23 protein-coding genes and 2 riboswitches are annotated in these 19395 nt (G+C 45.9%); of the genes, 13 read left to right on the forward strand and 10 right to left on the reverse strand.

The window, feature by feature from the left end; translation table 11 throughout:
- Positions 1–122: 122 nt before the first annotated feature.
- The 3 genes from gcvH to gcvT form a co-directional block, all read right to left on the reverse strand.
- Positions 123–503: a glycine cleavage system protein GcvH gene (gene gcvH / locus B0681_RS04300; RefSeq protein ID WP_078317528.1), complete on the reverse strand. Its 381-nt coding sequence runs from the start codon at positions 501–503 to the stop codon at positions 123–125.
- Between the two features lie 105 nt (positions 504–608).
- Positions 609–1070 carry a hypothetical protein gene (locus B0681_RS04305; RefSeq protein WP_143821220.1) on the reverse strand — a complete coding sequence of 154 codons (462 nt, stop codon included), beginning with the start codon at positions 1068–1070 and terminating at the stop codon, positions 609–611.
- Between the two features lie 64 nt (positions 1071–1134).
- Entirely contained in the window at positions 1135–2238 is a 1104-nt protein-coding gene (gene gcvT / locus B0681_RS04310; protein ID WP_078317530.1) for a glycine cleavage system aminomethyltransferase GcvT, read from the reverse strand.
- A gap of 93 nt (positions 2239–2331) precedes the next feature.
- Positions 2332–2455: riboswitch (glycine riboswitch) on the reverse strand.
- Positions 2456–2477: 22 nt separating this feature from the next.
- A riboswitch (glycine riboswitch) is annotated at positions 2478–2631 on the reverse strand.
- 129 nt (positions 2632–2760) lie between these two features.
- Here gcvT and B0681_RS04315 point away from each other — a divergent pair.
- The 9 genes from B0681_RS04315 (at position 2761) to B0681_RS04355 (ending at position 9038) form a co-directional block, all read left to right on the forward strand.
- Positions 2761–3081 carry a YcgL domain-containing protein gene (locus B0681_RS04315; RefSeq protein ID WP_078317728.1) on the forward strand — a complete coding sequence of 107 codons (321 nt, stop codon included), beginning with the start codon at positions 2761–2763 and terminating at the stop codon, positions 3079–3081.
- A 134-nt stretch (positions 3082–3215) separates the two neighbouring features.
- Positions 3216–3734, forward strand: coding sequence for a hypothetical protein (locus tag B0681_RS04320; RefSeq protein WP_078317531.1), 519 nt, complete (start codon positions 3216–3218; stop codon positions 3732–3734).
- A gap of 165 nt (positions 3735–3899) precedes the next feature.
- Positions 3900–4301 (forward strand): 30S ribosomal protein S6, encoded by a 402-nt coding sequence (gene rpsF, locus B0681_RS04325; protein ID WP_078317532.1) that lies wholly within the window; start codon positions 3900–3902, stop codon positions 4299–4301.
- A gap of 16 nt (positions 4302–4317) precedes the next feature.
- The gene (gene rpsR, locus B0681_RS04330) at positions 4318–4545 is read left to right on the forward strand and encodes a 30S ribosomal protein S18 (protein ID WP_078317533.1); all 228 of its coding nucleotides are present in this window, start codon (positions 4318–4320) and stop codon (positions 4543–4545) included.
- Between the two features lie 16 nt (positions 4546–4561).
- Complete coding sequence (gene rplI / locus B0681_RS04335) at positions 4562–5038, forward strand: 50S ribosomal protein L9 (protein ID WP_078317534.1); 477 nt, start codon at positions 4562–4564, stop codon at positions 5036–5038.
- A gap of 408 nt (positions 5039–5446) precedes the next feature.
- Positions 5447–6382 (forward strand): DUF4377 domain-containing protein, encoded by a 936-nt coding sequence (locus B0681_RS04340; RefSeq protein WP_078317535.1) that lies wholly within the window; start codon positions 5447–5449, stop codon positions 6380–6382.
- Between the two features lie 357 nt (positions 6383–6739).
- A complete protein-coding gene (locus B0681_RS04345) occupies positions 6740–7285 on the forward strand; it encodes an NADPH-dependent FMN reductase (protein ID WP_078317536.1) in 546 nt (181 codons plus the stop codon).
- Between the two features lie 142 nt (positions 7286–7427).
- Positions 7428–8255, forward strand: a complete 828-nt coding sequence (locus tag B0681_RS04350; protein ID WP_078317537.1) for an ion transporter — start codon at positions 7428–7430, stop codon at positions 8253–8255.
- Between the two features lie 72 nt (positions 8256–8327).
- Entirely contained in the window at positions 8328–9038 is a 711-nt protein-coding gene (locus B0681_RS04355; protein ID WP_078317538.1) for a rhomboid family intramembrane serine protease, read from the forward strand.
- 79 nt (positions 9039–9117) lie between these two features.
- On the opposite strand, the gene argB is transcribed toward B0681_RS04355, so the two are convergent.
- The 6 genes from argB to rsgA form a co-directional block, all read right to left on the reverse strand.
- Complete coding sequence (gene argB / locus B0681_RS04360) at positions 9118–10014, reverse strand: acetylglutamate kinase (RefSeq protein ID WP_078317539.1); 897 nt, start codon at positions 10012–10014, stop codon at positions 9118–9120.
- A 39-nt stretch (positions 10015–10053) separates the two neighbouring features.
- Complete coding sequence (dut, locus tag B0681_RS04365; RefSeq protein WP_078317540.1) at positions 10054–10518, reverse strand: dUTP diphosphatase; 465 nt, start codon at positions 10516–10518, stop codon at positions 10054–10056.
- 136 nt (positions 10519–10654) lie between these two features.
- Positions 10655–11104 carry a protein-export chaperone SecB gene (secB, locus tag B0681_RS04370; protein WP_078317541.1) on the reverse strand — a complete coding sequence of 150 codons (450 nt, stop codon included), beginning with the start codon at positions 11102–11104 and terminating at the stop codon, positions 10655–10657.
- A gap of 84 nt (positions 11105–11188) precedes the next feature.
- Positions 11189–11446, reverse strand: coding sequence for a glutaredoxin 3 (grxC, locus tag B0681_RS04375; RefSeq protein ID WP_078317542.1), 258 nt, complete (start codon positions 11444–11446; stop codon positions 11189–11191).
- 67 nt (positions 11447–11513) lie between these two features.
- Positions 11514–11927 carry a rhodanese-like domain-containing protein gene (locus B0681_RS04380; protein WP_078317543.1) on the reverse strand — a complete coding sequence of 138 codons (414 nt, stop codon included), beginning with the start codon at positions 11925–11927 and terminating at the stop codon, positions 11514–11516.
- An 84-nt stretch (positions 11928–12011) separates the two neighbouring features.
- Positions 12012–13094 carry a ribosome small subunit-dependent GTPase A gene (rsgA, locus tag B0681_RS04385; protein ID WP_078317544.1) on the reverse strand — a complete coding sequence of 361 codons (1083 nt, stop codon included), beginning with the start codon at positions 13092–13094 and terminating at the stop codon, positions 12012–12014.
- A 280-nt stretch (positions 13095–13374) separates the two neighbouring features.
- Here rsgA and B0681_RS04390 point away from each other — a divergent pair, with 280 nt between their 5' ends.
- Positions 13375–15417 (forward strand): UvrD-helicase domain-containing protein, encoded by a 2043-nt coding sequence (locus B0681_RS04390; RefSeq protein ID WP_078317545.1) that lies wholly within the window; start codon positions 13375–13377, stop codon positions 15415–15417.
- Positions 15418–15480: 63 nt separating this feature from the next.
- Here B0681_RS04390 and B0681_RS04395 read toward each other — a convergent pair whose 3' ends face one another.
- Entirely contained in the window at positions 15481–16644 is a 1164-nt protein-coding gene (locus tag B0681_RS04395; RefSeq protein ID WP_078317546.1) for an MFS transporter, read from the reverse strand.
- A 266-nt stretch (positions 16645–16910) separates the two neighbouring features.
- On the opposite strand from B0681_RS04395, the gene B0681_RS04405 reads away from it, so the two are divergent.
- From B0681_RS04405 to B0681_RS04415, 3 genes are read left to right on the forward strand one after another with little or no spacing between them, the layout of a single operon-like run.
- Positions 16911–18164 (forward strand): FAD-dependent monooxygenase, encoded by a 1254-nt coding sequence (locus tag B0681_RS04405; protein ID WP_078317548.1) that lies wholly within the window; start codon positions 16911–16913, stop codon positions 18162–18164.
- Between the two features lie 42 nt (positions 18165–18206).
- On the forward strand, positions 18207–18584 hold the full coding sequence (locus tag B0681_RS04410; protein WP_078317549.1) for a CidA/LrgA family protein: 378 nt from the start codon (positions 18207–18209) through the stop codon (positions 18582–18584).
- On the forward strand, positions 18581–19303 hold the full coding sequence (locus B0681_RS04415) for an LrgB family protein (protein WP_228143856.1): 723 nt from the start codon (positions 18581–18583) through the stop codon (positions 19301–19303). Before B0681_RS04410 ends, B0681_RS04415 begins: the two co-directional genes overlap by 4 nt.
- The last annotated feature ends 92 nt before the right edge of the window (positions 19304–19395 follow it).

The raw sequence follows: 19395 nt of genomic DNA on the forward strand, positions 1-19395 counted from the left end.
CTGGGTATGATTTTTAATAAAATCTAATTTTTAAACTTAAATATGTTGGGCTGGCATTGAACAGCCCAACAACTCGCCAAAACAAATCATAGTGCAGACGCTCTACACTATGATGTGGTTTATTATAGGCTGTTTTCGTACTCATCAGCACTCATCAAGCTGTCATAGTCCGCAGGATTGGCAGGCTTAACTTTAAAGAACCATGCTTTGCCGTATGGGTCTTCGTTAGCAAGTTCTGGGTTGTCCACCAATTCTTCGTTGATCTCAACGATTTCACCGCTGATTGGTGCATAGACGTCAGATGCAGCTTTGACAGACTCAACGACAGCGATTTCTTGGTCGGCTTCAACAGTGCTGCCAACTTCTGGTAGCTCAACGAACACCACATCGCCAAGTGCATCTTGGGCGTGGTCAGTAATGCCGACAGTGATGGTGCCGTCTGCTTCTAGGCGTAGCCATTCGTGGCTGGCGACATATTTTAGGTCAGCTGGGATATTGCTCATGGGTTTTCTCCTTTGAGTGGGGTTTGGGTTGATAAAAAGTTTTGGTAATAATAATTTTATCTAAAATTAATAAAATGTTAATTATTATCACCTTTATAAAATTGGCTAATCCAAAAAGTTATGAACATTATCATTAAAGGTGAATGACAATAATTTCCAATCATTTTTGCTTTTGTAAAAGGTGCATTGATACCATAAGCCCAAGTTTTCACGACGAAGCATAAACTCATGACGGACATAGTTGTCTTTGCCAAATTTTGTGGTGTTGTAAGGAATGACATCAATGGGACTTCCCCAAATTGGAACACCTTTATGGGCAAGCTCAATAACTTGATTTTCAACTACTGCCAATGATTTTTCAGGTTGTAAATCACTCCAAGACCAATAAGGTTCCATGATTGCAGTCATATGCTTTGGGTTCATATTATTGCTGTTTAGGGCAGTTGCCATATCTTGACACAGCTCAAAAGTATCCTGTTCGGTTGCCAAAGTTTTAAAAGTTGGTGTGTCAGCAAAAGCCGATACAGATACCGTGCTGAATAATAAACCCATTGCCAGTTTTTTCATAACCATAACCTTATTAAAATCTGCCCAAAAGCACTCACCATAGCAATGCTTTTGGGTATTATCATTAATCAAACTGCTTTTGACCATTACGCACAAATGGCAGTTTTAGCACGCGTACATCGACTTCTTTGCCACGCATGATGACTTTGGCGGTATCACCTGTAAAGTTCGCAGGTACACGAGCAATGGCGATCGATTGTTTTAGGCTTGGGCTAAACACACCACTGGTAGTGATGCCATTACCTGCATCGGTGACAACTTCCATATGATCACGCAACACGCCACCTTTGCCAGTCAGTAATAGACCGACTTGCTTGGCTTTGACACCAGCGGTTTTTAGGGCGACAAGTTTATCTTTACCGACAAAGTCACGGGCTTCGTCTTTGAGATCCACCGTCCACGCCATGCCTGCTTCTAGTGGGCTGACATCATCGTCCATATCGTTGCCGTATAGGTTCATGCCCGCTTCCATACGCAAGGTATCACGAGCGCCCAGACCGCATGGCTGTACGCCAGCATCTGCTAGGGCTTTGAAAAAATCAGCAGCTTGGCTAGCAGGCAAAATCACTTCCACGCCATCTTCGCCAGTATAACCTGTACGAGCCACAAAAAAGTCTTGACCGAGATCTACACCCACAAATGGCTTCAGTGCATTAACTTTATCTGCCCACTCAGGCTTGACAGTGAGTAGTTTTTCGATGGCTTTTGGGCCTTGAACGGCGATCATCGCCACATCGTAGCGTGGAGTTAGGGAAACACCAAACTCGCTACCAACTTTGGCAAATTGAGCAGAGTCTTTTTCACGAGTTGCACCGTTTGAGACGATGCGGTAAGCGGTTTCGGCTTCATTGGTGCGATAGACGATCAAGTCATCGATGACGCCGCCGTTGTCGTTGAGCATGGCAGAATACAGTGCCTTGCCGACAAAGCTAAGCTTATTGACATCATTGGCGATGAGTTTACGGAAAAATGCTTTGGCATTGTCACCTGTAACATCAGTGACTAGCATATGTGAAACATCAAACATCCCTGCGTCAGTACGCACGGCTTCGTGTTCGACGATTTGTGAGCCATAATTGACAGGTAATTCCCAGCCACCAAAGTCAATCAATTTACCATTGAAAGCGACATGAGAATCATATAGGGGAGTACGTTGTGGTGCGGTCATGGTCATATCCTTCTAAAGATGTTGGTGCAAATATTTATTGATTAATGATATTACATAAATATGACAAATCATTAGGCTAAGCCTAATAAAATAAGCACCCCATCTGTCCTTTGACCTGAGATTTTCAATCACACAGCAGCGCGATCTTCTTCCCTTCGGTGGGTAAGCTTGCGTTTGGTTTGGTTGGTACAAGCTACCACTCTCCAGATTGTGTTGATAAATCATGAATTCATAATTTATCGCGATTTCCAGTCCATTTACCTGAGCGATTATGGGGATTGTGCAAGCACAGTTTGCGCCTTCGGTGGTGTTTTGCCATGCTGATGCATGGTTTTGCTGTTTTATCCTTCCTATCAAAAAATAGCAAAAAACACACTCTCCTGAAAATCAAAACATCTTTATTATGAAAAATAATGCTACAATTTACAAGTAAAATTTTTGATTTTTGATAAAATAAGCTCATTGATGGCATTTGTTCGTGCCATCAAGCAAATTTACGCTTTAGCATCAGTAGGTATCCTTATGCATTGTGATGTTTATAAATTTCCCAAAAACGAAGGCTGGTATGCTTATATTGCCCGTCCTAACTATCCTAATGACACTGAGACCTTGACCGATTGGCTTGGCGTATTGCCATCAGCGATGCGTGCCAAGCTTGGCATGGGACAGTTTGTGATGCATCTAGATTTATCCGAGCGTGAAAAATTGGCGCAAGCGGACATTCATCAGGTCAAAGCCAAGCTTGCCGAGCAGGGCTATTATATACAAGCACCGCCAAGTGATGTGCTGATGGCACAGGCGCTTGCCAAAGCCAAAGACGCGCAGGATAAAAAATACGATTGATCCAACAAAGCTCTGGGATTAACTCACTAAAAATCCATAAAAATCAATCGGTTCTTAATTTTAACAACTTTTTGCTGCGATATTTTTTAAAAAGCATGTTAAAATGGATGGGATCTTATTGTTTGGTAAAATGAATGAATTGGTTAAAAAATTTACCGCTTGAACAAATCAGCGATGCCCTGTCAGGTTTTTTTAGCTTTTGGGGTCGCATCACTGAAGGCGTTCCTGCAGGCCAGTTGCCTTTGATTGTTTATGTCATCTGCTGTGGTTTGGTGCTGCTGTTGTGGCTTGTCGTTATGCGTGTCATTCCGCGTCCATTTAAGGGCATCAGCTGGGTGGCTTTGGCGGCAGTGATGTTCGCACCGGGTCAGGCAGCAGGTGGTACAGGTGAGATTGCACCAGCGATGCTTGGTGTATTTCATGGGATTTTGATGAAAGATTTTGGCGCTGCATTTTCTGCGTCTGTGCCGATCTTTGCGGTGATGGCTGCGTTATTGGTCGTTGGTGCTGTCTGGCAGATGGCAAAAGGCGTGATCGCAGGCAATGCCGAAAAAGAAGCCGAAGCGCTGCGCATCCAAGAAGAGCGTCGCCGCTATTTGGCAAGCCATGAGCTAACAAAAAATCACAGCGATCGCACTGGCCATCCGCGCTGAGCCGCTGCTTTTTATCATCACTAAAAAATACATTGCTTTTATCGTTCGATGTGCGTATAATATGCGCTTTGTTAAATAGGTTTGGCTTGCCAAGCCTTGTTTTTCAATCTCCTTGCTGCTGTCAGAGATTCTGAGGGTGGCTGTTTTAATCCGTAGGGAGTCCTTATGAGACATTATGAAGTGGTGCTACTGGTTCATCCAGACCAAAGCAACCAAGTTGCCGATATGGTAACTAAGTACCGTTCCATCGTAGAAGAAAATGGCGGTGCAAACCATCGTCTAGAAGATTGGGGTCGTCGCCAATTAGCTTACCCAATCAACAAAATCCACAAAGCACACTATGTGCTACTGAACATCGAATGTAACGAAGAGACCCTAGCTCAGCTAGAAGAACTGTTCAAGTACAACGATGCCATCATCCGTAGCCTAGTTATCCGCCGCGAAGCTGCTATCACTGAACAATCGCCACTAGCGAAAGAAGCAGAAGACAAGCGCACTCGTAAAGCTAACCGTCGTAACGACGTTCGCACCGAACAAGGTGAGAGCGACGCTGACAGCGATAACTAATTAAGGAGATAGTATCATGGCACGTTTTTATCGTCGTCGTAAGTTCTGCCGCTTTACCGCTGAAGGCATCTCACACATCGATTACAAAGATGTAGAACTACTAAAGCAATACATCAGCGAAAATGGCAAAATCGTTCCTAGCCGCATCACTGGTACTTCTACTAAGTATCAACGCCAGCTGGCTGTAGCGATCAAACAAGCTCGTTACTTGGCTCTATTGCCATATACCGACAACCACAAGTAATTAACGGAGATAAATCATGCAAGTTATCCTATTACAGCGTGTCGTTAATCTTGGCAAACTTGGCGAAACGGTTGATGTAAAAGCTGGTTACGGTCGTAACTACCTAATCCCACAAGGCAAAGCACTGCCTGCAACCGAAGCGAACATCGCTAAATTCGAAGCTCGCCGTGCTGAGCTAGAAGCGCTAGAAGCTGAAGAGTTGGCTGCTGCGAACAAGCGTGCTGAAGCATTGACTGATGTCAATGTCATCATGCGTGCCAAGTCTGGCGATGAAGGTAAGTTGTTCGGTTCTATCGGCGCTCGTGATATCGCTGATGCCTTGACCAAGTCTGGCCTAGAAGTAGATCGCTCTGAAGTGAAGATGCCAGAAGGCGCATTCCGTCAAGTGGGTGAGTACAAAGTTACCATCCAACTACATCACGACATCTCAGCGGACATTCTTGTGACCATCTTGTCAGAAGATGCACCAGTCGCTGATGAAGATGATGAATAATCTTTAAGATTATCCAGTCTTACAAACCCCTGAAGTGAATAACTTTGGGGGTTTTGATTTATGGTTAAGGTTTTTTAGAGGCGGTGTGATATTAGGTTTTTTTTTAAACTCCCCCCAAATTTATGTCAACGGCTGAAAAGTTCTGGCTTCGCCAAATGAATAAGTGAATATATGTACACTAAATTTACAAAACGCTACAACTTCAAATAAAAACCATTACAAAAATTACGGAATTAATCTCCCGATCAATGATACAATGATCGCCAATATGTGAAATCGTATTTACAACTGACCTTGGCCAATCCTTGAATATTTGTTTGTCTTGCCTAATCATTTACATTGGTATTGATATATTGTTAATTTGTTCATGCTTTGGTGTTGAGTGCAGTCGCAGCCCAAGTGAAAATTATGAAACTGCCACCTTCTTTAAAAAAGTCTAGTACGACAGCCCTATTGATGCTCAGCTCGCTCTTCGCTGCTGTCAGCTTTTCGGCATGTTATAATGTTGGCGATATGGTCAATGGCGCCGTCCATGATGCATCAGTAAAGGGCGAAGATGCCATCAAAACGCCACAATCTTTTGCCAATCTGCCTAAGTCCAGTGACAGTCATGGCCTTGATGATCATCAAATCGCCAGTATCGACGAGCTTAAAAATTACAACTGGCAATTGATCTCAGCTGAAGTGCAGGGTGCGCCGATTCACAGCTATGAATGGACGATTCAGCACCAAGAGGGTAAGCTTGAGTTTTTTAATCAAAATCTCTATTTTAATGTTGGCTGCAACCAAAATTTACAAAATTACCAGTTTCAAGAAGGTGTGCTGACCCTCACAGGCAGTCGCACCTCAACCATGATGGGCTGCACAATCACTGATGGCAGCTCGCCAAACCTAAATCAAGTAGAATCAAAACTTGCCAATGATCTCAATGGTGCAAAGCTGCTGATCCAAGTTAATCCTCAAGAGCATTCTGCCACCTTAAAACAAATTAAGGGCGCTGAGGTGCTAACTTGGCAAGGTCAAATGAAAAATGATGTGCGCTTTGGTGAGCCAGTTCGATTATTTTGGGAAATTGATCCACAAACCATCAACTGCATCGATGAAGCAGGCCGAGATCAGCAATGCCTAAAAGTGCGTCATGTCAGCTATGATGAACGCGGCATTAAGCTTGGATCAGGGGCTTGGCGAACATTTTATGGCAAAATTCATGGCTATGAACACCGTCCAAATCGTCGCCAGATCATCCGCCTAAATGCCTATAATAATCCTGATGGTGATGAGAATCCTTATTATGTGTATGACATGGCGATCGAGACGCATGCAGTTGATCAAGGCGGTCTGTGATTCGTTTATCAGCAAGGATTAACTATCAATGCAATGACGCTGCCGATGGGTGGCGTTTTTATTGGGCGTTTATGGCTTTAACAGATCATTTTAAAAGCATCCTTAAATGGCACAATAAAAATAATGAAATTTAAAACTGATTTATCTTTGCACAAATGCAAAATAATCTTGTAAAAACCAAGCTTGTACAGCAGTCGATTTCACGGCATAATATGCACAACAAAGATATTTTGATGATCGCGTCGTCAGATGCATGCATCGAATATTCGCTAAATTAAATTATCGCCATCGGCATTTCATAACGACTGTGGCGATGTAGATCATGTGGCCCAAGGCCAACTAGTAAGGAAAATAACCATGACTAAAAAAGTAGCAGTATTGATCGGCAGCGCCAGCAAGACTTCATTCAACCAACTGGCTTTTAATTATCTAAAATCTGTCGCACCAGCATCACTAGAGCTTGAGGTGGTGCAGATCGCTGATTTGCCAGTGTACGATCGCGATCTGGACGAACAAGATGTGCCTGCTTATACACGCCTGCGCGATGCCATCAAGGCGGCCGACGCTGTGCTGTGGATCAGCCCAGAGCATAATGGTGCGCCATCAGCGATGCTAAAAAACGCCATCGATGTCGCTTCTCGTCCAGCAGGCCAAAGTGTCTGGACCGGTAAACCTTTGGCACTGATGAGTGTCAATGCCAGCGGTAGTCCGCGTGTGACTGATCAGCTGCGTACCATCGCGACTGGCCCTGCGCTTAATATGCCAACCATGCCATTTGCAGCGTATTTTGGAGGTATTTTTGCAGGCGCTTTTAATGAACAAGGTGAGTTGGTTTCTGAGCCTGCCAAAGCCACGATTCAAAATTTCATCACAGCATTTGATCAGTTTATTGATAAATTCTAAGCCAAAAAATGCTGACATGATTCACAGCACTGCGATGACCATCCGACTGGGTGGTCATTTTTGTTTAATGATTACAAAGCGGTGCTAGGCATAAGGATGATTTTGGGCTAAAATAGAGCATCTTTTTTTAGTATGATGACTCATGCCGCTCATCCACTCCCCTAAACACTCCCTAAAAGACAAAATTCATATCATCATCGAAGGCACTGATACGCCTGCAGGCAAGCTGTTTGATGTCCTGATTTTGATGGCCATCATCACAAGTGTACTGGTGGTCATGCTTGACAGTGTCCTGTATTTGCGGTTGCAATATGGGCGACTGTTCTTTATCGCTGAGTGGTTTTTTACGCTGCTATTTACGGTGGAGTATGCCCTAAGATTGTATTCTGCGCCCAATCGTCGTCGTTACGCGACGAGTTTTTTTGGGGTGGTGGATCTGTTGGCGTTACTACCGACTTATTTGAGCTTATTTTTTGTGGGAACACATTATCTGCTCGTGGTGCGAATTTTGCGGATTTTACGCATTTTTCGGGTTTTTCGGCTCAAGTCTTATATGCAGCAAGCAGGGTTTTTGGCGGCAGCCTTTAAAACCAGTCAGCATAAGATCACGGTCTTTTTCTTATCTTTATTGCTATTAGTAACCATCTTTGGCTCGGTGCTGTATGTGGTCGAAGGCCCTGAAAATGGCTTTACCAGCATTCCGCTGTCGATTTATTGGGCGGTGGTGACGCTGACGACCGTTGGCTATGGCGACATTTCCCCAAAAACACCGATCGGCCAAGCCATTGCAAGCATGGTGATGATCACAGGTTATGCCATCATTGCGGTACCGACGGGGATTTTTACCGCGGAGCTGACGCGCACCATGCGTCCACAGCTGCAACCTGTCTCTTGTTCTAACTGCGGCAAATTTGGCCACGCAACCAATGCCAAATTTTGTGATCGCTGTGGCCATGATTTGCATCTGTAATTGCCATCTCTGCCCAAGTTTACTTAGAATGAATATTTGACCGCCCATTATTTTACTTAAGCTAAGAGAACGATGAATATCTCTCGATTATTAAAAATCGCGCCCGTGACTTTGCTGCTGATTACAAGTTTTGTGCTGATGAGTGCTTATCAATGGCTCGCTGGCGTACAGATCGATGCACCAAGCACACGCGATTTGCTGCGATTCGGCGCGGATTTTTTGCCGCTGTCGATGATCGATGAGCCATGGCGACTGATCAGCAGCGGTTTTGTGCATATTGGCGTGCTGCATCTGCTGTTTAATGGCTTTGCGCTGTATTATTTTGGGCAAGTGGTGGAGCTTGTCACTGGTTCCAAATTGTTCTTGTTGATATTTTTGTTGTCAGTGGTGGGCGGCAATCTGTTGGGTAATTATACTGCATGGCAAGGTGTCCTGAGCGGCGCTATGCCTCCTGTCAGTGCAGGTGCGTCAGGTGGGATCATGGGTTTGGGCGCGTTTTTATTGGTGCTGGCTGCGCTTAAGACGCCCATCGGCATCCAGTTGAATACGCGCAGCTTGGCGATGATCATGGCCATCAATCTTTTGATGGGTTTTGCCATCGATGGTATTGATAATGCTGGTCACATCGGTGGCGCGGTGACGGGCATGGTACTGAGTCTGTGCTATGCCTATTTGCGCCCAAGACGCACAGATGCTCACATGATTTGGGTGGTGGTGTTATTGAGCATCGGCTTTGGGCTTATGTGGTATTGGCTGCATAGCCGCGTGCTTTTGTTGATATAGTTGGCCAAAGTCGCGCCATCATAAAAGTCTGCACCACTGATGCAGACTTTTATTATTATCACGCCGATGAATTTGAATGTTATTTATCTCTTAAAATCTGCGTACCCACACCCTCTTCGGTAAAGATCTCAAGCAAGCAAGCGTGCGGTACACGACCATCGACGATGGTGGCACTACGCAGACCTGATTTGACAGCATCGAGCGCACCAGCGATTTTTGGAATCATACCACCTGAGATGGTACCATCGGCGATGAGTGCATCGACATCATCGGCGGATAGATGGGTTAGGACATTGCCTTGTTTATCCAGTACGCCTTTGATATTGGTCAGTAGTAGTAGGCGTTCAGCACCGAGAAATTCAGCGACGCGGCTGGCGACCAGATCAGCATTGATGTTATAAGTATTGCCATTGGCATCGACGCCAAGCGGTGCGATGACGGGGATGAAGTCACTGGCGATCAGCATATCGATGACATCTTTATTGACGGATTCGACTTCACCGACGAAGCCCAGATCCACCGCTTGTGGACGACCTTCATCATCGATTTTTTGCATATAGAGTTTTTTGGCACGGATGAGATTGGCATCTTTGCCTGTCATACCGATGGCTTTACCACCATGTTTATTGATTAGGCTGACGATGGATTTATTGACCTGACCGCCAAGTACCATTTCGACGACATCCATCGTGGCTTTGTCAGTGACACGCATCCCATCGATACGCTCAGACTCACGACCGAGCTCTGATAACAGGCTGTCCACCTGTGGGCCGCCACCATGCACGACGACAGGGTGGATACCGACGGTCTTGAGTAGTACGATATCACGAGCAAAAGAACTCTCAAGCACCGGATCCGTCATGGCATTGCCACCATATTTGACGACGATGAGCTTATCTTTGTATTTTTGGATATAGGGTAGGGCGATGGTGATGACTTCAGCGGTGAGCTTGGCATCTTCTAAGCTTAATGACATAAAAAAATCCTTCTTATTCAACATGATATAAATCTGAACTTATTGACGACCTGACGAGCCAAAGCCACCTGCGCCACGCTCGCTGACATCACTAAATTCATCAACAATCTCAAAGCTAGGACGCACCACAGGCACAACCATATACTGCGCCATACGCTCGGCAGGTTCAAGCACAAAATCAGTGGTGCTGCGATTCCACACACTAACCATCAGCTCGCCTTGATAGTCAGCATCGATGAGACCGACCAGATTGCCCAGTACGATACCATGCTTATGCCCAAGTCCTGAGCGTGGCAAGATGATGCCTGCGTAGTTTGGGTCGGCGATATAGATGGATAGACCTGTACCGATCAGCTTGGTTTCACCGGCTTTGATGGTGATGGGCTCATCGATACACGCACGCAAATCAACCCCTGCTGAACCATCGGTCGCACGAGTGGGTAGGGGGAAATTTGGGTCTTGTCCGATTTTTGGGTTTAGGATTTTGACTTGTACGCTGTTCATGGCTTTGCCTTTTTTGTGATTAAAATTATCTAAAGGTATCAAAATTGGCTGATATTTGCAATATGTTTGGTGCTTTATCTGAATTTGCCAATAAAAAAGCCCGAAATATTTTCGAGCTTTTTTTTGGAGTTAAAAATTAGGCGTTGCCTTCAGTGCTAGCAGCTTCAGCTTGGGCTTGCAAAAATGCTTGCTCAAAGTTCACTGGCGCAAGCAGCAACTGCGGGAAGCTACCACGAGTCACGATGTCGCTGATGACCTCGCGCGCATATGGGAATAGAATATTTGGGCAATAGGCTTGGAGTAGATGTGGCAGATCAGCTTCAGGGATATTTTTTAGTAGGAAAATACCTGCTTGTTGCACTTCAGCGATGAAAGCGACGCTGTCATTTAGTTTTGCTGTCACACTGACAGTTAGGATGATTTCTTTATAATCTTCATCCAAATCATTGACGCTGGTGCCAATGCTGACATCCGTTTCTGGTTGCCATTGCTTGGTGAATACCTCGGTATTTGGCACTTCAAATGAGATGTCTTTGGTATAAATACGCTCAAGACCGAGCTGTGGTTGGTTTTGTTCGTCTGACATGGTGTACTCCTTGTGTCAAATCTATCAATGTGTGAATTTGTTGATTTATCGTTTGCGATATTGTCATCGCACCGATGCGGTCAATTATGCCAGCATCGCATCCAGTTTGCCTTCTTGGTTGAGCTTATTGAGCTGATCAAAACCGCCAACAAAAGTCTCACCGATAAAAATCTGTGGTACAGTGCGATAGCCGTTGGTCTTGGCAGATAGGGCTTGACGCTCTTCGGTGGTCAAATCGTACATACTGATTTCACTGTACTCGACGCCTTTGTTGGTCAGTAGCTGTTTGGCATTGGTGCAGTATGGACAAACTGGGGTAGTGTAGATGGTTACTTGGCTCATAAGGGTTACTCATTTTTTTAAAGATAAATCCTACATGGGGCTTGGTTCGCCTGATTTCAAGCAGGATTTATTTTTTCTTAGCACCAACGAGTGGCAAACCTGCTACTTGGTAGCCTTGGATACCGCCTTCTAATCGCATGAAATTTGGGCGTGCAATCAGCTGTACCGCTGCACCAGCTTGTAGGCCAACATCGCAGACGATGATGACAGGTACTTCGATGCCTTGCAGTTCAGGTAGGCGATTTTTGAGTTCGGTGAATGGAATGTTCTCACTGCCTGTGATGTGCCCTTGGGCAAACTTATTGGCAGGGCGGATATCGATGATGCGTGCGTTTTGGTTATTGACCAATAAACCGACTTCGCTAGGCGGTACTTTGCGACCACTGCGTTTGCCTTCGATGGCAAAAAAAGCAATCGCAAGGACGATTAGTAAGCCGAACAAAAATGGGTGATTGCCCACAAATTCAAACCAGCGTTCCAAGGGATACTCCATAAAAATTTAGTCAAACGCTTATTATAGCGTTAAATGACGGTAAATGCACATGATTTATCAGGGTAAGCTGTGCTATTTGCCCTGTGGCTTAACGGCAGATTGTCCGTTTTTGGCTTCATCAATCAGTGATGTCAAGCTCTCAATGCGTCGTGGCAATACTGCGCCTTGGGCAGCCGCCGCCCAAAATGCACAGCCTTTGGCATTACTCTGATGGTTGCAATCTCGAAATTGGCAAGTGCCTGACAGCTCATTCAGTTCATCAAAGCCAGTCAAAATATCATCGGCGGACAGATGCCAAATGCCATATTCACGAATCCCAGGGGTGTCAATGATGCCGCCTGCAGATAGATTTTGGCCATCATAAGCAAGCAGGCGACTGGTTGTGGTGGTGTGCTGACCCAGCTGTGAGTTCACCGAGATGATGTTGGTGGCTTGGCGAGCATCAGGCAGTAGCTCATTAATCAAGCTTGATTTGCCGACACCTGATTGCCCAGCAAAGATAGACAGCTTGCCATCGATATGCTGATGCAGGGTATCTAGACCATCTTTGGCGATACTCGATGTGCTGATGACGCTAAAGCCGTATTGATCACCAAGCGCTTGATATTCTTGGATGATTTGTGCGACTTCGGGATGCTCAGGCAGTAGGTCGGATTTATTGAGCACCAGTAGTGGCGTGATGTCATTGAGCCGTGCGATGAGCAGATAGCGGTCAATCAGATTCACCGCAGGCTTGGGTAAGGGGGCAAAGACGATCGCCAAGACATCGACATTGGCCGCCACAGGTTTGACCTTATGATAGCGATCAGGGCGAGTGATGAGCGTTTTGCGGTCAAGTAGCTGCTCGATACGCCCAAGATTGGCGGTGGTGTCTAGGCTGAATTTCACCGTATCGCCCGTGGCAAGCATCGGTAGATTGGTGCGGGTGTGGCATCGCCAAATTGCACCCAGTGCGACGGCGGATTTGTCCGTATCTTGGTCGTGATATTCAGGTAAAATCGCTGGCAAGGCAGTGATTTGCACATCAAGCTGTTTGCCAAAATGCGAGATAATGACACCAGTAGCCAGCGTGCCATCGTCGATTTGGGTGGTTTGGTTTTGTTCAATTTGCCGAGTTTGGCGTTTGGTCAGTTTGCGTTTGCGAATGAGCGACATAAAGACTTGTTAAAAATAAAACCACTGTAGCATAAAAGCGGCATCTGGGCAATGTGTGCCATTAAAATTGGGGTGTTTTGGCCATCATTATTTGGATAAAGCCGATCATGAACCACAGATCTTAAGCCGCTTTGACAAAGCTATGATGGCGATGGCTATTGCGCAGTGCGGTGATGATGGCTTGATCAATTAAATTTGGGAAATTGACCAAAATATTTTATAATGGGCATTAAAATCAGCTTTTAATTTTAATAATAATTAATATACAATTAAGGTATCCATGAGTAACCTCAATCCACGCCAACAAGACGCTTTAAATCACACCCAAGGGCCGCTATTGGTACTGGCAGGCGCAGGCTCAGGTAAGACCTCGGTCATCACCCAAAAAATCGCGCATTTGATTCAAAACTGTCAGATTCCTGCCGATCGCATTACGGCGATGACTTTTACCAATAAAGCAGCCAGAGAAATGAAAGCGCGTGTCCAAAAACTGCTATCGAGCGAAAAAACGCGCGGTTTGACGGTCTCGACTTTTCACCAATTTGGGCTGCAGTTTTTGCGTTATGAGCTTAAAAATACTGAGCTAAAATCAAATTTTTCCATCTTAGATGCTGATGACTGCAAGCGTCTTTTGATGGAGCTAATGGTGCGCGATAACATGAGCGGGGCTGAGAGCCGTGAACTGGTCGGCAAAGCCATCAAGATGATCTCGGATTGGAAAAATGATCTGGTAGCGCCACCCGATGCTGCCCAGACGCTTGAAGATCCTGAGGACATGATGTTCGCGCATCTGTACGGACTGTATGAGCGGCATTTGCGCGCTTATAATGCGGTGGATTTTGATGATTTGATCGTGATGCCAGTGCATATTTTGCGCCATAACAAAGAGGTGCGCGATAAATGGCAAAACCGGGTGCGTTATTTGCTTGTTGACGAGTATCAAGACACCAACACCGCACAGTATGAGCTGATCAAATTGATTGTCGGGGTGATGGCGCGCTTTACGGTCGTGGGTGATGATGATCAATCGATTTATACTTGGCGGGGTGCTAAGCCTGAAAATATGGCGCTGCTTAAGCAGGATTTTCCGACATTGAGCGTGGTCAAGCTTGAGCAAAATTACCGCTCAACCAATCGCATCTTAAGCGCGGCCAATGCTGTCATCGCCAATAATGCACATATTTTTGATAAAGCATTGTGGTCGGATAAGGGGCATGGCGAGCTGATCCGCGTGATCACTTGCGCCAATGATTTTGATGAATCTGAGCGCGTGGCCAAAGAGATTTTGACGCATCGCATGCGTCACGGCAATACTTGGGATCGCTATGCGGTACTGTATCGCAGTAACTTTCAGGCGCGGGCATTGGAAGCGCAGCTAAGACAGCTTGAGATTCCTTATAAGCTGTCAGGCGGCACCTCGTTTTTTGCGCGTACTGAGATCAAAGATGTGATGAGCTATCTGCGTATCATCATCAATCCTGATGACGATGCGGCTTTTTTGCGAGTGATTAATACGCCTAAGCGCGGCGTAGGTTCGGCGACGCTTGAAAAATTGGGATTATTCGCGCAGTATTGTGGCATTTCGCTACTCTCAGCATGTACGCGCACAGGCATCAAAGAGGCGGTCGGCACGAAAGCTGGCCATACGCTGATGGACTTTGGTGAGTTTATTGAGCGCTATACCCAGCTTTTATATGACAACAGTGATCCGATGCCATTGGTGCGTCAGATGATCGAAGAGACTGGCTATATCGATTACATCAAAGAAGACTCAAAAAATCCTCAGCAAGAAAAAGGGCGTCTTGATAACATTGAGGCGCTGTATTCAAGCATCAGCGCACTCATTAATCGCGCTGAAGATGAGGAAGATAAGACCATCGAGGCGGTGATCCGAAAGCTTGTGCTACTCGATATGCTTGAGCAGCAACAAGAAGAAGAAAATACCAATAAGGTCAACTTAATGACTCTGCACGCGGCCAAGGGGCTTGAGTTTGATTTTGTGTATATCATCGGCTGTGAGGAAAATCTGCTGCCGCACCACAACTCTATCTTAACCGACAACATCGAAGAAGAGCGCAGACTGATGTATGTTGGCATCACGCGCGCCAAAAGTGAGCTGACTTTGTTATTAAGCAAACAAAGGCGTTCTGGCAGCGATTTTAAGGCGGTGGAGCCATCGCGGTTTTTGGATGAGTTGCCTGCTGAGCATATTAATTATCCATTTCACAAAGGCGGCGGTGCCAAAAAAGAAGATCCTAAGAAAATCGCCGAAAATTATCTGGCTAATATCCAAGCGATGCTGGCGGCGAAGAAAAAGGGATAAATTCCAACATAAAAGCCTGAATTTATTTCAGGCTTTTTGTTTGATTTTAACATGGCTGGCTTGTTATCCACGCCCACGCATAAAACCGATCACAACCGTCAGTGCGATGATTTGCATCATCAAAATCAGCCCAACCGTCCACAGCCATTGACCCTGTGCATAAGCAATCGCACAAATCCACGCACCAATAAAGCCGCCACCATAATACGACATATAATACAGCCCTGATGCCAATGAGCGACCTTGCTTGACATGACTGGTTAGATAGCTAATCGTCGCCGATTGAGTGACAAATACGCCTGATGACATCAAAGTCAGCCCGACGATCACCACCCATAATGGCGTCAATAAAGTCATGCCAATGCCAATGGCAGATGTCAGCACCGCCAGCATGATGGTGGTCGTCATACCAAATCGTGTGGTGATTTTGGCAGACAGTGGCGTAATCACCATGCCGATGAGATAGATGCTAAAAATATTGGCAAGATCTGCCGTGCTCAGCTGATAAGGCGCGTCGGATAAATGCAAATTGACAAAAGTAAAACAGCCGACCAAAGTAAACAATACGCACGCACCTAAAATGCCACTGCTGATGACGTGGGGATTTTTGGCGTGAGAAGTGAGTGTCTCAAAGGCTTCTTTGAATGATTCACTGACCACAAAATTTTTGGACTTTGGCAAGGTTTTTAGCACCCATAACGCCCCAATCAGTGTACAAATTGCCATCACGCCATAGCCATATCGCCAGCCGATAAAATGCTCCAAATGCCCAGCAAAAAACCGCCCACTAAAGCCACCAAGCACCGTGCCAGACACATACAAAGCCATCATCGTCGCGAGATGTTCGCTGTATTCTTCACTAATATAAGCAATCAGCACCACCGTAATCCCTGGCACGCTAATCCCTTGTAAGAATCGCCACACGGTAATCTCACTCATGCTACTACTGATGCCAATCAGACCTGTAGGAATGGCGAGTAACAATAATCCACCGACAATAAATGGCTTACGCCCAATACCATCTGACAGCATCCCGATAAATGGTGAAATCACAGCAATGGCAAGTACAGTCGCACCGACAGCCATCCCTGCTTCGATCTCATTGGCATTCAAATCGGCAATCAGCACGGGCAAAATCGCCTGCACAGAATACACTTGCAAAAAGGCAAAAAAGCCAATCATGGCGATGGTAAATTTTTCGGATAAGCTTGGTGCGTGATGAGTCATAAGCTTTGCTTCTTATCATTGGTAGATTTATTGCAATCAATTAAAAACAAGAGACATTGTAGCATGATGATGGCGCTCAGAGAAATTGCTTGTGGTTATCTTTATCATAGCCAAAAGCTATCACAAGTTTTTAAAAAATTAGTCAAATCATATAAAACTAGCTTGGCCTGTGATAGATTAACGAATTTGTCCCTGTGCAAACTGGTCATCTATGGCGTAAAGGTGTAGAATAACAGACAATTTTTTATCAAGTTTGGCAAAATCACATGAATTTGAGCAATCCTAATGTATTAATCGTCGGCGGTGGTCATGTCGGGCTGTCATTTGCACTGCTTTTGGCGCATCATGGCATCAAAAGCACGCTGGTTGAACATAGTCGCTATCCTGTCATCGAGCCTGAAGCGGACACGGCACGCACGCATTATCTGGATGCGCGTAACACGGCTTTGTCACGTCGTACGGTGCAGATTTATCAAGAAATCGGGCTATGGGATCGCTTGCAAAGTCATGCTTGTCGGATTGATAAGGTGCTGATCAGTGAGCTGGGTAGCTTTGGTCGAGCGACCTTGGATAAGCAATCAGAAGGTGTTGAGAGCTTTGGGCAAGTGATGGAAAATGCTTATCTGGGCAGGCAGCTACTCGTGGCAGTACAACAAAACGAGTTGATTACACTGATTGATGGTGCGACCGTGACAGACATCGCCCAAGATGAACAGATGGCAAGCATTACTGTAAAAAGTGATGATGGCGTGCAGATACTGTCAGCACCACTGGTCGTGGCATGTGATGGACAGTATTCAAAGGTCAGACAGTTGCTACACATCGATGTCGATACACATGACTATCAGCAGGTGGGCATCGTGGGCGTGGTACAGACGGATAAGCCACATCGCCATGAAGCGATTGAGCGATTTAGCGAAGCTGGGCCGTTGGCGGTGCTGCCACTGACTGATGGTGTGGGTGATGGCGGTACAGATCAGACCGCAGGCTATCGCCGTTCGGTGGTGTTTATCTGCCCAAAAGGTGAAGAGCAGCAGTATCTTGAAGATGATGATAAATACCTATCGACCCTACAGGCAGTGTTTGGGGCGGATGCTGGACGCTTCGTGGCGACTGGGAAGCGAGGTGCTTATCCGCTATCTAAGGTGCTGGCACATCGTCAGGTGGCAGGCAGATTTGTAATCATGGGCAATGCAGCACACACCCTGCATCCTGTGGCAGGTCAGGGTTTCAATCTGTGCCTAAGAGATGCGTATGCACTGGCCAATCTACTTGCCCAAGCACTAGCAGATGATGGTGGTGCAGTGGACTTTGGGCGATATGACCGCCTAGCACATTATGAAAAATCACGTCTAGCTGACCAAAAACGCGTCATCAAATTCTGTGATACCGTGGTGGGCAGCTTTACCCATCCTAATCCTGTGATGAAATTTGCTCGTAATGTCGGCTTGGTGTGTTTTGATAAAATCCCTGGGATTAAGCCATTGGTGGCGACTTATGCCATGGGGCTAAAATCTTAATTGGCTGATGATACCTATAATGATTAATAAAAAGAGCTTGCCATGATTTTAAAGGCATTTTTGGTGATATTTGGCTGTTTGTTCATCGGGCAGGTCATCATCGCATTGACTGATTTGCCACTACCGCCGAGCGTGATTGGTTTGGTGGTGCTGTTTGTTGCATTGCAATCAGGCTTGGTCAAGCTTGCCACTGTCGAAAAACTTGCCAAAGTGCTGATGGATTATTTGGTGCTACTGGTTATTCCTGCGTGTATCTCTATCATGCAGTATCTGGACATCATTCGTGATGATTTGTGGGTGCTGCTTGTTGGCGTAAGTATAAGTACGATTTTGGTGCTGATTAGTACGGCAGGCTCATATACTTGGCTACGTAGAGTGCAAAAATCTCGTCATCTCAAGCATCAGGAGCGTGTGCGATGATGCAGCAGCAGTGGTTATCCCTTGGTGATGAGCTATTGAGAAGTCCATTTTTATTACTCATGCTACTGATCGGGGTATTTGAATTGTCCGTATGGCTGCGTCAGCGTACAGGACAGCCATTGATCAACCCGACATTGGTCACGACTGTGGTGGTGATTGCTGTGTTGATGATGCTCGATATTGAGTGGTCAAGCTTTGAAAAAGCAAGCAATTACATCACTTTTTGGCTACAGCCTGTGGTGGTGTGCTTGGCAGTGCCTTTGTATATCCAATGGCAAAAAATCCGAGCACAGTGGCTACCCATCATCATCTCCCAAATCATCGGTAGCGTGGTGGGCATCGTGACAGGTGTGGGATTGGTACGACTGCTCGGCGGTAGCGCAGATAGTATGGTCGCCACCGCTGCCAAGTCAGTGACCATGCCGATCGCCATCGAAGTGACGACGGTGCTAGGCGGTGTCATCGGCATCGCAGCGGCGACGGTGCTGATTGCTGGTGTGGTGGGGCAAATCATTGGCGTGTGGGTATTGCATCGATGTGGCCTTAGACTGCCGATGGGCATGGGGCTGTCGCTAGGCAGTGCATCGCACGCACTTGGCACAGTGCGGTCGATGCAGCTGGGCGCTCGCTATGTGGCATATGCAACTTTGGGGCTGATTTTAAATGGTGTACTGACGGCGTTTTTGGCACCTGTGCTGGTGCCGTGGCTTATTCCTTAGGCTAATCAATTAAACTTATTATTCAAATTAGTGAGCATTAAGACAATTAAAAACATGAAAACGCTTGGCATCATTGGCGGTATGGCAGCGAA

The sequence above is a fragment of the Moraxella porci DSM 25326 genome (assembly GCF_002014855.1).
GTDB classification, from domain to species: domain Bacteria; phylum Pseudomonadota; class Gammaproteobacteria; order Pseudomonadales; family Moraxellaceae; genus Moraxella; species Moraxella porci.